Source organism: Dyadobacter sp. OTU695, assembly GCF_038440355.1.
Lineage (GTDB): Bacteria > Bacteroidota > Bacteroidia > Cytophagales > Spirosomataceae > Dyadobacter.
Map to the genome: position 1 here is coordinate 50,065 of NZ_JASATN010000002.1, position 12,643 is coordinate 62,707.

General features: G+C 49.9%; 14 protein-coding genes. 7 read left to right on the top strand and 7 right to left on the bottom strand.

Annotated features, from left to right (window positions below):
* Positions 1-124: 124 nt before the first annotated feature.
* Together AAHB90_RS05995 and AAHB90_RS06000 are read right to left on the bottom strand one after the other, a co-directional pair.
* Positions 125-1,174, bottom strand: coding sequence for an HTTM domain-containing protein (locus tag AAHB90_RS05995; RefSeq protein WP_342084034.1), 1,050 nt, complete (start codon positions 1,172-1,174; stop codon positions 125-127).
* A gap of 5 nt (positions 1,175-1,179) precedes the next feature.
* Complete coding sequence (locus AAHB90_RS06000) at positions 1,180-1,536, bottom strand: hypothetical protein (protein ID WP_342084035.1); 357 nt, start codon at positions 1,534-1,536, stop codon at positions 1,180-1,182.
* A gap of 229 nt (positions 1,537-1,765) precedes the next feature.
* Here AAHB90_RS06000 and AAHB90_RS06005 point away from each other — a divergent pair, with 229 nt between their 5' ends.
* The 7 genes from AAHB90_RS06005 to AAHB90_RS06035 all read left to right on the top strand — a co-directional run bounded on the left by AAHB90_RS06005 (position 1,766) and on the right by AAHB90_RS06035 (position 8,595).
* Complete coding sequence (locus AAHB90_RS06005) at positions 1,766-2,377, top strand: TetR/AcrR family transcriptional regulator (protein ID WP_342084036.1); 612 nt, start codon at positions 1,766-1,768, stop codon at positions 2,375-2,377.
* 88 nt (positions 2,378-2,465) lie between these two features.
* On the top strand, positions 2,466-3,752 hold the full coding sequence (locus AAHB90_RS06010) for a TolC family protein (RefSeq protein ID WP_342084037.1): 1,287 nt from the start codon (positions 2,466-2,468) through the stop codon (positions 3,750-3,752).
* Positions 3,753-3,770: 18 nt separating this feature from the next.
* Entirely contained in the window at positions 3,771-4,706 is a 936-nt protein-coding gene (locus AAHB90_RS06015; RefSeq protein WP_342084038.1) for an HlyD family secretion protein, read from the top strand.
* Positions 4,706-5,611, top strand: a complete 906-nt coding sequence (locus tag AAHB90_RS06020) for an ABC transporter ATP-binding protein (protein ID WP_342084040.1) — start codon at positions 4,706-4,708, stop codon at positions 5,609-5,611. The genes AAHB90_RS06015 and AAHB90_RS06020 overlap by 1 nt, the downstream gene beginning before the upstream one ends.
* Positions 5,612-5,624: 13 nt before the next feature.
* Positions 5,625-6,371 carry an ABC transporter ATP-binding protein gene (locus AAHB90_RS06025; RefSeq protein ID WP_342084041.1) on the top strand — a complete coding sequence of 249 codons (747 nt, stop codon included), beginning with the start codon at positions 5,625-5,627 and terminating at the stop codon, positions 6,369-6,371.
* Positions 6,372-6,373: 2 nt separating this feature from the next.
* Positions 6,374-7,480, top strand: a complete 1,107-nt coding sequence (locus AAHB90_RS06030) for an ABC transporter permease (RefSeq protein WP_342084042.1) — start codon at positions 6,374-6,376, stop codon at positions 7,478-7,480.
* The gene (locus tag AAHB90_RS06035; protein ID WP_342084043.1) at positions 7,477-8,595 is read left to right on the top strand and encodes an ABC transporter permease; all 1,119 of its coding nucleotides are present in this window, start codon (positions 7,477-7,479) and stop codon (positions 8,593-8,595) included. The genes AAHB90_RS06030 and AAHB90_RS06035 overlap by 4 nt, the downstream gene beginning before the upstream one ends.
* Positions 8,596-8,694: 99 nt before the next feature.
* On the opposite strand, the gene AAHB90_RS06040 is transcribed toward AAHB90_RS06035, so the two are convergent.
* From AAHB90_RS06040 to AAHB90_RS06060, 5 genes are all read right to left on the bottom strand, one after another.
* A complete protein-coding gene (locus AAHB90_RS06040; protein ID WP_342084044.1) occupies positions 8,695-9,708 on the bottom strand; it encodes a zinc-binding alcohol dehydrogenase family protein in 1,014 nt (337 codons plus the stop codon).
* A gap of 9 nt (positions 9,709-9,717) precedes the next feature.
* Entirely contained in the window at positions 9,718-10,506 is a 789-nt protein-coding gene (locus tag AAHB90_RS06045; protein WP_342084045.1) for an SDR family oxidoreductase, read from the bottom strand.
* 41 nt (positions 10,507-10,547) lie between these two features.
* A complete protein-coding gene (gene fucP, locus AAHB90_RS06050; protein WP_342084046.1) occupies positions 10,548-11,801 on the bottom strand; it encodes an L-fucose:H+ symporter permease in 1,254 nt (417 codons plus the stop codon).
* 135 nt (positions 11,802-11,936) lie between these two features.
* Positions 11,937-12,212 carry a LytR/AlgR family response regulator transcription factor gene (locus tag AAHB90_RS06055; protein ID WP_342084047.1) on the bottom strand — a complete coding sequence of 92 codons (276 nt, stop codon included), beginning with the start codon at positions 12,210-12,212 and terminating at the stop codon, positions 11,937-11,939.
* Positions 12,209-12,634 (bottom strand): LytR/AlgR family response regulator transcription factor, encoded by a 426-nt coding sequence (locus AAHB90_RS06060; RefSeq protein WP_342084048.1) that lies wholly within the window; start codon positions 12,632-12,634, stop codon positions 12,209-12,211. Before AAHB90_RS06060 ends, AAHB90_RS06055 begins: the two co-directional genes overlap by 4 nt.
* Between the last annotated feature and the right edge of the window lie 9 nt (positions 12,635-12,643).

Consider the following 12,643-nt stretch of genomic DNA (forward strand, 5'->3'; position numbering starts at 1 on the left):
TTGTTCCTATTCGAATGCTTTGAATATATAGTTCAGGTCAAAGCAACCACAAAATTACGAGGGTAATTAATATTTCAAGATGTTTTCAAACAGAAGTTCAAACTAAAAATGACAAGCCTGCCCATCAGCTCACAGGCCGTGGTTCGATTGCGGCAGACTTCCGCTGCGGCCAGACGTACATCCAAAACGCGGCGATGGTAAGAATTGTTAGCGGTAACAATTTGCCGTAACGGACCATCGCGGCGGTCAGCACGGTGAGCGCCAACAGGATAACAGGGTGGGGCAGAAAATAAAGAGCGGTCCTAAGCCAGCGCATCGGACTGTCCCTTTCATGACCCGCACACCGGCTGATCTGGTCATTAAAATCCAGGATTCCCAGCCATTTGACCAGCACATTACTGTGCAACCGGCTGTCGCAAGCCAGGCTCGGTGGCCAGCTGAGCAGCGAGCCGTAGGCTACAACAAGCGCGAAAAGAAAAGGCCCGAATGTCATGTGCATTAACAGCACCATTGGTAAATGTAGCACAAGCGCCAGCAGTGTGGCGTAAACGACTGTTTTTCGGAAGAACAGAAGGATAGCAATGCTCATTTGAAGTACAATAACTCCTATGCCAGTGATTTGGGATAAAAAGCCAGGTGGGAAAATGCTGGCCGCATTCATGTAGGATGCGATCTGATGCTTGGTCACCAGCAGCGTTTCAATACTGGCACCGGTCCACCAATCGGTGTCCGATATCTTGTTCAGATCAGCGCCCAGATAAAGCACAGCCAACTGGAAGCGGATAAGGTTCGTTCCCGTGACATCGTTGCTGAGCGCAGTGCATAGGAACACGCAGCCCGTAAAAAGGTGCGCCACGGAAATGCATGTCTGACAGGAAAGCGGCCCCATCACAAATGCCAAGCCTGCACCCAGCGCGCCCAGCCGCACAAAACGGGAGAATAGGAGCATACCAGTGCCGGCCAGAAACAATAGCCGGACGGCCATATTGAATTGCTCGTCGGTGCCTATACGGGCCAGCAAGCCTATAACAGGATAGAACCTGCCCCCGCCTTGATTACCATTGAACGGAAATTCCTGGGTCAATAGCAAGTAAACGGCCAATGCCCTCACCGCCAGTACAAGTTCGGGGACGACGGCTTTTTCCCTGACATAAAAAGGATTGAGATGGCGCATATGTTTCACAGGCGGGCTTTCCACAAATAGGTCCTTTCAGGAGCTCCATTGCGCCGGTATGCTATCCTGACGCTGTCGGGACCGCCCGGTAATTGTGCTTCGACCGATGCTATCAGCCGTCTCAGATTGCCCGGCGCGTGGGCTTCCCACTGGGTTTGGGCAATACCATAACGGGCTTCCACGGCCTGCTTGCCGAGGGCAGCGCCGTTTTGAAAGGCCTCGATCCGGTAAAATACCTGCGTGGTATGCGGTGCCCATGAGAGCGTCCGGGTGTCCTGTGTGAGCTCATAAAGTGTGTTGACGAGCTGCGTCGATAGAAAGAGCAGCCCGGGAAGCCATTTTTTAAGCGTTGAAGAGGTCATATCAGCGGGATAGATTTACATACATACAGCTATCGCAGGTTCTACTGGTTTTTTGTAAAAGTTAATAAAAAAGGATCCGTAACTGAAATAGGTAGCTGGTGGAAGATGACAAACAGGCCGCATGCACGATATTTAGTCGCATTAACCAAAATATTTAATCATTTGATTAAATATTTTGGTTAAATCAAAAATCGCTTTTACCTTTGACCTACCAAATGGAAATTGAGTGATGGCGAAAGCGAAAAAGGAAGAATTGGACCTGAGTACGGAAGAGAGAATCAAGGAGGCGGCGAGTATTGTATTCACCAAAAAGGGTTACGGCAATGCGCGAACGAGGGGCATTGCGGAAGAAGCGGGCATTAACCTGGCGCTGCTGAATTACTATTTCCGCAGTAAGGAGAAGCTTTTCCAGATCATTATGGCAGAGCGGATCGAGAAGCTTTTCGGTGTGCTCGGGCCGGTACTTAATGACGAATCGACCACGCTGGAAGAGAAGCTGGAAAAGATTACCGAGAATTACATTAATATGCTTCTTGAGCATCCCGATTTGCCGATTTTCGTGCTAAGTGAAATCCGTAGTAACCCGGAACAACTGGCAAATCGTTTCCAGGCGCGCAAGCATCTGACCGAATCGGTTTTCGTTAAACAGCTAATAACGCGTAGAAGCGATATTAGCCCGTTTCATTTTCTGATGAATTTGCTGGGAATGAACCTCTTCCCGTTTGTGGCCAAGCCCGTTCTGCAACCAATTGTAGGCAGTGAAGAAGCATACCGCCAACTGATGGAGCAGCGTAAGAAGCTGGTTCCCGCCTGGATGAAGCTGATGCTGGACCAAACCTGAGGTAGATCTGCCTGAGAATACAGAGGAGGCTGCTCCTCTTTTTTTACCTTTTAATTAATCAAATGATTAAATAAAACGAATAAATAAAATGATTAATGTAGTTAAAACGATGTTGATAGTCAGCTGTTGGTGGCTGCTACCGGCGGGCTTACAGGCGCAAACCAGGCTGCTGACGATCCGGGATGCTTACCAGCTCGCGCGGCGAAATTATCCGATGATCCGCCAGCAGGGGTTGATTGAAAAGACGCGGGATTATTCGGTAAGCAATGCGGCAAAGGGATATTTCCCCCAACTCACGGTGCAGGGGCAGGCTACCTACCAGTCGGCGGTGACCGAATTTAAACTGCCCGTGTCGGTTCCCGGCGTGGAGTTTCCCAGCATTAGTAAGGATCAGTACAAAGTGTATGGCGAGGTAAATCAGACGATCTACGACGGTGGCAACGTCCGCACGCAGATACGCTCGCATGAGGCGAATGCGCAGGTGGAGACGCAGAAACTGGAAGTAGAGCTCTACAAGCTCAATGACCGGGTCAATCAGCTGTTTTTCGGGGTGTTAATGCTTGAAGAACAGCTCAGGCAGAATGAGCTGCTGAAAAAGGATATTAACCTGGGTATTAAAAAGATCCAGGCGCTCATCGATAATGGCACCGCATTTAAAAGCAATGCAAACACTTTGAAGGCGGAGTTACTGAAAGCGGACCAGCGGACGATCGACCTCAACGCCAGCCGGAAAGCCTATCTGGAAATGCTCGGTTTGCTGACAGGGCAGCCGCTCGGGGATTCGGCTGTGCTGGAAAAACCGGCGGAATCGGCTTCCCGTGGCGAAATCAACCGGCCCGAGCTTAAACTTTACGATGCCCAGAACCGCAGCCTGGATGTTCAATCTCAACTGCTGGACGTCCGCAACCGCCCGAAACTCAATTTCTTTTTCCAGGGAGGTTACGGAAGACCGGCGCTGAATATTCTCAACAATGGCTTTGATTCTTATTATCTAACCGGGATGCGGCTGAACTGGTCACTTTCAGGATTGTATACCATTAAAAAAGACCGTGAGCTGATCCGCAACAACCGGGATGCCATTCAACTGCAAAAGGAAACGTTCCTTTTCAACACTAACCTGGCAGCAAAACAGCAAAATGCCGAACTCGGCCGCTTCCGGCAATTGCTGACGACCGACGAGGAGATCATTGCGCTCCGAGAAAGCATTAAAACCACTGCTGCCGCCCAGCTCGAAAACGGTGTGATCAATACCAACGATTTCCTGCGCGAAGTGAATGCCGAAGATCAGGCGCGGCAAAATAAGATCCTGCACGGCATTCAGCTGCTAATGTCGCAATACAGTCTGGATAACACACTCGGAACTAACATTGAATAAGCATTTAAATACAAGCATATGAAATCCTATTCTTATCTGATCATATTGGCCGCGGGGATGGCGGCTTGCGATGGAAAAGAGAATCCGTACGACGCTTCCGGCACCTTTGAGGCCGTCGAAACGATCGTGTCCGCCGAGGCTACGGGCCGCATTATAGCGCTTAATGTGCAAGAAGGCCAGCAACTGAAAGCCGGCCAGACGGTGGGCTACATCGATAGTTTACAGTTGTCGTTACGCAAAAAACAGCTCGAAGCGCAGATCAGGGCTACCGGCAGCCGCCTGCCTGACATTGCGGCGCAGACAAATGTTTACAAACAGCAGATCGCCGTTTCCCAAGTGCGACTGGATAACCTGCTGCACGAGCAAAAACGCATTCAAAACCTGCTGAAGGCCGATGCGGCGACGCCCAAGCAGCTCGACGACATCAATGCGCAGATAGAGGAACTGCAAAAGCAACTGGACGTGATCCGTAAACAGGATGCGGCCCAAGCCTCGGTTTTAAAAACACAAACTTCCGGCCTGCGGGCGGACGCATTGCCGTTGTATGTTCAAATCGAGCAGATTAACGATCAGATTTCAAAGTCTAGAATAGTCAATGAAGTCGGTGGAACTGTGTTGACAAAATACGCCGAGACCAACGAGATGGCCGCTGCCGGGAAACCCTTGTATAAAATCGCTGACCTTTCGACAATCATCCTGCGGGCATACGTGACAGGCGACCAACTGACGGGCATCAAGCTGAACCAGCAGGTAAAAGTGCTCGTAGACAGCGCAGATAGTAGATACCGCGAATTGCCGGGCACGATCGAATGGATCAGTAGCAAGGCGGAATTTACCCCCAAGACTATCCAGACCAAAGACGAACGGGCCAATCTGGTGTATGCGGTGAAGATCAGGGTGAAGAATGATGGTTATCTGAAAATAGGTATGTACGGTGAAGTCGCGCTGAAATAATGGAAGCGGTTGTCGTCAAAAATTTGGTCAAAACGTATGGCAAGGAAAAGACCGTGGCCGTCGATGATGTATCGTTTTCGGTAAACCAGGGTGAGCTTTTCGGGTTGATAGGCCCGGATGGCGCGGGAAAAACGAGCATTTTCCGGATGCTGACTACGCTCCTTCTTCCGGATGGAGGTTCGGCAAGCGTCGACGGACACGATATTGTGAAGGATTTCAGGCAAATACGCAATTCGGTAGGGTATATGCCGGGGAAATTTTCGCTCTACCAGGACCTTACCATTGAAGAAAACCTGAACTTTTTCGCCACCGTTTTTGACACCACGATCGAAGAAAACTATCATCTGATCAAAGACATCTACGTCCAGATCGAACCATTCAAAAACCGGCGGGCGGGCAAGCTGTCCGGCGGGATGAAGCAGAAACTGGCATTGTGTTGTGCATTGATCCACAAACCGACCACATTATTTCTCGATGAGCCTACCACGGGCGTCGACCCGGTTTCGCGGAAAGAGTTTTGGGAAATGCTCAAAAGGTTGAAAGAGCAGAATATCACTATTCTCGTTTCGACACCTTACATGGACGAGGCCTCGCTCTGCGATCGCATAGCGTTGATCCAGGGCGGCAAAATCCTGTCCATCGACACGCCGCAGAACATCGTAAATACCTATCCCGACCGGCTGCTGGCCATTAAAGCCAACGAAATGTACCAACTTCTGAAAGTACTGGAAAGTCATCCGGACATTCTCAACAGCTACGCTTTCGGCGAATACGCGCACGCGGCGTTCCACGACGCGGATACGCACGCCTTATTGGCCTACCTGCGCGAACGCGGGCTTACCGGTGTGGAAGTGAAGGATACCGAGGTGACAATCGAGGATTCATTTATCAAATTATTACATTAAAACCGTCACAGCCATGATGCAGGACGACAAAGTGATAGTCTGCGAGAAGCTTACCAAGCGGTTCGGGGACTTTATAGCTACCAACGAAATTACATTCCATGTGCACAGAGGCGAGATTTTCGGGTTCCTCGGCGCGAACGGTGCCGGCAAAACAACCGCCATGCGTATGCTATGCGGCCTTTCGTCGCCCAGTTCGGGCAAGGCAACCATCGCGGGGTATGATGTCTACACGCAAACCGAGCAGATCAAAAAGAACATCGGGTACATGAGCCAGAAGTTTTCGCTTTATGAAAATCTGACGGTGAGGGAAAACATCGAATTTTTCGGAGGCATTTACGGTCTTTCCGACGAACGCATTAAATCGAAAACCGATGAAATGCTCCATGCCCTGGGGTTAAAATCCGAGGCCAACAAGCTGGTCGCGTCGTTGCCGCTGGGCTGGAAACAGAAGCTCTCGTTTTCGGTAGCGGTGCTGCATGAGCCCAAAATTGTGTTTCTCGACGAGCCTACCGGGGGAGTAGACCCGGTGACACGGCGGCAATTCTGGGATATGATCTACCAGGCTGCCGATAGCGGCATTACTGTTTTCGTGACCACGCATTATATGGATGAGGCCGAGTATTGCAACCGTATATCCATCATGGTGGACGGCAGGATGGAGGTCCTTGATACGCCCATGAACCTGAAAAACAGCTTTCATGCACGATCGATGGACGAAGTGTTCTACCAACTCGCGCGCGGCGCCAAAAGAGGGGATTAGCCATGAAACAGTTTCTCGCGTTTGTCAGAAAGGAATTTTACCACGTGCTACGCGACCGCCGCACGCTGCTGATTCTCTTTGGAATGCCTATTGCACAGATATTGATCTTCGGTTTTGCATTGACCAACGAGGTGAAGGATTCCGAAATCCTGGTTGTAGATTATGCCAAAGACAATGCCTCTCAGGAACTGCTTACCAAGATCGGTTCCAGCCGGTACTTCAACATCCGGCAGGCGGCATTAAGCCATCGGGAAATACTGGGCGCGTTTCAAAAGGGGAAAATCAAGGCGGTGGTCGTGTTTCCGGCGAATTTTAATGAGGACCTGCTGCATCATAACAAGGCTCAAATACAGGTGATTACTGATGCCAGCGATGTGAATACGGCCAGTATGATCACTAATTATCTGACATCGATCATCGTCGATTATCAAAATCAGATCAACCAGAACCTGGAAATCCCTTATCGCATTACGCCTGAGGTCCGAATGCTCTATAATCCGCAGCTCAAAGGTGCGCACGGTTTCGTGCCGGGGGTGATGGCGCTGGTGCTGCTGCTGGTTTCGGTGATGATGACGGCCATTTCTATCGTACGCGAGAAGGAAACCGGAACGATGGAGGTCCTGCTGGTGTCGCCATTCAAGCCGGTGCTGGTAATTTTTGCCAAAGCATTTCCTTACCTGGCTTTATCGCTCGTGAATGTGACGGCAATCTTGCTGCTGAGCGTTTTCGTGCTCGATTTACCGGTGAAAGGGAGTGTACCGCTGCTGTTTGCGGAAAGTACATTGTTTATTATCACTTGCCTGGCGCTGGGCATTTTTATATCCATTAAAACCGAATCCCAGCAGATCGCGATGCTGATTTCACTGATGGGCATGCTGCTTCCGACGATGATGTTCAGCGGGTTTCTGTTTCCGATCGAGAATATGCCTGTGCCGTTGCAGATTATCTCCAACATTGTCCCTTCCAAATGGTTTTATATTGTCGTCAAATCGATCATGATCAAAGGGTTAGGATTGACTGCGCTTTGGAAGGAAACGCTGATTTTGCTCGGCATGACCGGGTTTCTGCTGCTGGTAAGTTTGAGAAGTTTTAAAATCCGTTTGCAATGAGGACATTACGATTTTTGTTACGCAAAGAACTCCGGCAGATTTTCAGGGACAAATCCATTGTGGCGATGATCTTTTTCATGCCGATGGTGCAGCTGATACTCATGCCGCTCGCGGCCGATTACGAGGTCAGGAACATCAATCTGTCAGTGGTTGATCATGATAAATCGCCCTATTCGCAGAGGCTGATTTCTAAAATTGTGGCATCAGGCTACTTTCGGCTTGCGGGTTATAATCCCTCATTCAAGGAAGCATTCGGCCTGATTGAGTCCGATAAAGCCGATCTGATCCTTGAAATTCCACATAATTTTGAGAGAAACCTGATCCGCGAAGACCATGAGAAGTTGTTTATTGCGGTGAACGCGATTAATGGTACCAAGGCCAGTCTGGGAGGGTCGTACCTTGGCAGTATTATCGGAGATTTCAATGCGGATATCCGGATGCAGCTGGTCACGCCGCCGAGGTTCAGCCAGTTTCCGGTGATCGAGGTGGTGGCTTCCAACTGGTTCAACCCGGTTTTGAACTATAAGGTTTTTATCGTCCCGGGCATTCTGGCGATCCTGGTAACGATGGTCGGCGGCTTTTTGTCGGCGTTGAATATTGTGCGGGAAAAGGAAATAGGCACCATCGAGCAGATCAACGTCACGCCCATTAAAAAGCACATTTTTATCTTAGGTAAATTGATCCCTTTTTGGGTGCTGGCCAATATCGTTTTTACGATCGGCCTTTTGGTAGCGCGCTTTGTTTACGGAATCGTGCCGGTAGGCAGTTTGCTAACGCTTTACGCCTTTATTTCCGTCTACTTGCTGGCAGTTTTAGGATTCGGCTTGCTTGTCTCGACGTTTTGTGACACCCAGCAGCAGGCCATGTTCATCATGTTCTTTTTTATGATGCTGTTCATACTGCTGGGTGGCCTGTTCACGTCGATCGACAGCATGCCCGAGTGGGCAAAACTGATCACGCGCGTCAATCCGGTACGTTATATGATTGAGGTCATGCGAATGGTGATGCTCAAAGGCAGCAGCTTCAAAGATGTGCTGCCGCATGTTGGAATAGTATCATTAATGGCGCTGGTACTAAATAGCTGGGCCGTTTTCAACTATAAAAAAACCAACTAAGAATCCCAGACCAAACCTGACTGTATCGAACACCCCATGGCCAAACCTGACAATCCCTGACCACATCTGACCATTACATTAAAAACGTCCGATAAAATGCTAACCCACTTCAACCATGGCCTTGATCACCCCGTTGGCCGGGTCGAGCCAGCTTTCGAATTCATCTTTCACTTGCCCGAATGCTACGCGGTGGGTAATGTAGGTTTTTGGGTCAACCAAGCCGTTTTTCATGCTGTGGATCACATGCTCAAAATCCGCCCTGGTGGCATTGCGGCTACTCATCAATGTCGCTTCGCGTTTGTGGAATTCAGGATGGCTGAATGCGATTTCCCCTTTTTGCAGGCCTACAAGTACATATTTGCCGCCATGCGCAAGGTAAGCGAATGCGGTATTGATGGCGCGTAGATTACCGGTCGCATCGATGATCGCGGTTGGCATATCCCCGTTGGTGATCTCTGCCAGGCGTTCGGTGACGTTCTCGGTCAGGCCATTGATCGTATACTCCACTCCGATGCGATCTCGGCAGAATGCAAGGCGCTGGTCGTTGATATCCAGCGCGATCACCTTTCCGCCGGCAATACGAGCAAATTCCATTGTCCCTAGTCCGATGGGGCCGGCGCCTACCACGAGTACAAACTCGTCCTTTCGCACGTCCGCGCGGTGTACGCCATGCGCCCCTATCGCGAGCGGCTCCACGAGCGCGAGCTCATCAAAGGTCAGGCCGTCGCCGTGTACGAGCGAGTAGGAGGGAACAGAAAGGTATTCCACCATTCCGCCGTCGATATGTACACCCGATACTTTCAGGCTGGTGCAGCAATTGGGCTTGCCATTGCGGCAGGCAACACATTTGCCGCAGTTGAAATAGGGTACGAATGTGACAGCCTCGCCCTTTACAAAACCCGGCGCGTCGGTCTCGACAATCTCGCCGGCCAGTTCATGACCGAGGATTCTCGGATAATTAAAGAAAGGCTGGGTTCCCTCGAAGGCGTGTAAATCCGTTCCGCAAATACCTATTCTTCTGATTTTCAAAATGCTATGTCCCGGTGTGGCTACCGGAGCTTCGGCCTGTTCATAAGAAAACGAGCCGGGTGTGGTGCAAACGAGTATTTCCATGGAAGGTTATCAGGAATTGGCCAGCGCACGGTCGAGGTGGACGTAGCCGCCATCGACATAAATGAGCTGCCCGGTCGTGTGGCTGGATTTTTCTGAAAGCAGGAAAATCGTCATATTGGCAATTTCTTCTGCGGTTGTCATGCGGTTTTCCAAGGGAATGTTCGCCGTAATCGAGGCCAGCTTCTCCTTTGGATTAGGTAAGGTTTCGATCCATTTTTCATAAAGTGGCGTCCAGCATTCGGCTACGATCACCGAGTTCACCCGGATGCCGTATTTCAGCAGTTCGACCGCCCATTCACGCGTCAATGCATTGCGCCCGCCATTGGAAGCGGCATATGCCGATGTTCCACCCTGGCCGGTATCGGCCGTTTTGGAACTGATATTAACTATAGAACCCTTGGAAGCCTTCAATGCAGGCAATGCGTAGTGTGCCATCAGATAGTAATGTACCACATTCTTGTGCAGCGATGCGATAAAGCCGTCATAACTGCCGTTTTCGAGCCCTACACCATCATTCACTCCTGCATTATTGACTAAACCGTCAATCCGGCCGTATTTTTCGAGCACTGCTTTCACCGCCTTTTCCGATTCTTCCGGGCGGGTAAGCTCGGCTGGTACCTGGAAGGACTCTTTACCTTCGGCCGCCAGCGCGTCGACTACTTTCTGGTTGTCACCTGCGTTTCTGCCCACGATCACGGGTATAGCGCCCTCTGATGCGAGCACATGCACGATGCCCTCGCCAATGCCTTTGGCCCCGCCGGTCACGATGACCACCTTATTTTGAAGCTTTAAATCCATTAGTATTAATATAGAAAACTTGTAAATGAATTACTTAACTATTAATGTGAAGTGCTCAGGGTAACACTCTTTACCGAACTGTTGCGTATGGCGAAGTACAGTACTACGAGGAAACATACCGCAGGAACTATGTAAGCCGTTTGAATGGACGAAATATCGGACACCTGACCCATAATTACCGGGAAAAAAGCACCACCGACAATCGACATAATCACAAGCGAAGAGCCAATTTTAGTCTTTTCGCCCAAGCCGCGGATACTCAAAGCGAATATGGTCGGGAACATGATCGACATGAAGAATTCGACACCCACCAATGCATAAACAGAGAACATGCCATCGGTAAGCACCGCGATGATCAGCAATACGATGTTGGCGACGCTGTAAATGGCCAGCAAACGTGGTGGCGCTACAAAACGCATCAGATAGGTACCGATAAATCGCCCGATCATGAATGCAAGCAATGCGCCGGAAAGCAGGTAGGCTGCCGTTTTTTCATCAATACCCGCCACATGATCAGCAAAGCGGATGAAGAAACTACTGATACACACCTGCGCACCTACGTAAAAGAATTGTGCTGTGGTTCCAAGAATCAGGTTCTTTTCGCCCCAGATCGAGCCACTTGGTTTTTGTTCTACTTCCTCTTCTTCCTTGATTTCAGGCAGCGAGGTCCGCCAGATCATCACGGCGACCAGCAATACGACCAGACCGATCAAAATAAACGGGACTTGAACCGAGGATGCTTCCTCATTCAGGTAGGCATTGAGTTGGTCAGGCGACATTGCCTGTTGTTCTGCTCCGCTAAGTGTTTTGCCCGAAAGAATGAATTTCCCGCCCATTAACGGTGCCAGGAATGCTGCAAGGCCATTGAAGGATTGGGCAAAATTCAGGCGTTGCGTCGCCGAATCGGCGTCGCCCAGGACGGTGATGTAAGGATTAGCCGCTGTTTCAAGCATGGTAAGCCCGCTTGCGATCACAAACAATGCAAACAGAAAGAACCCGAAATGCCGCATTTCGGCCGCAGGATAAAACAGAAACGATCCGGTGGCAAAAAGTAGCAATCCGAAAGCGATACCGGCTTTGTAGCCGTACTTTTTCATAAAAAGCCCGGCAGGTAATGCTACCAGGAAGTAAGCGATGTAGGAAGCGGAATCGATCAGCGCTGATTGAAAGTCGCTGAGCTGGCAGGCTTTCTTTAAATGCGGGATCAGGATTGGGTTGAGATTAAGGGCAAAGCCCCAAAGGAAAAACAGTGACGTGATAAGGATGACAGCCAGCCGCGTCTTACGATCGGTCATAAAGGTTGAATGTTAGTAAATGCAGGAACGGCTGTAAAGTAAAACAAAACAATGCAAAGGAATTATATTTTTTTAAGGGGAAATACTTCTTTGTCCCATAAATATTCCAGTACATTGTTTTGTAAACGCCTGCTTTCAGATATTCAGTTGCCGCTGGACCTCGTCCTTTTTCCTGCGCGAGACCTCTATACGCGAGCCGCCCGAAAGGATGATGAACTCGTTGTTGTTACTGATCCGGATAATATGGTCCAGATTGACCAGGTGTGACTTATGCGTCCGGATAAAACGGAATTTGGCCAGCATGTCCTCAAAATGTTTCAGCGTTTTGCTGGCGATGAACGGTCGTTTATTAATCAGGTGAATGATCGTGTAGTTCCGGTCGGCTTCCAGGCGAAGAATTTCATGTATCATAAAAAGAAAACACCCTCGCTGGAAGGCACCGCCAGCCTGAAATCCTTGACGTCCCGTTTGTCGATATTTACCGCGAGATTTTCGAAAAGCATTTTGCGCTGCCGGAAACTCTCGCTTTTCGTGAAATGCCGTTTCACCGCCGCCCGCAGCTCATCGGGATTAATAGGTTTCAACAGGTAGTCCAGCGCATTGAACCGGATTGCCTGGATGGCATACTGGTTATGGGCGGTCGTAAAAATGACATCGAAGTCGGGATTGTTGGGCAGTTGCAAAAAGTCAAACCCGTTCTGATGGGGCATTTCCACGTCGAGGAAAACCAGGTCGGGCTGGTAGAATTCCAGCACGCCTTTGGCTTCCTCTACCGATGCGGCAGTCCGTACCTCTGAAATCTCGGGCGCGAAACTGATGATAAACTGGTGCAAAACATTACG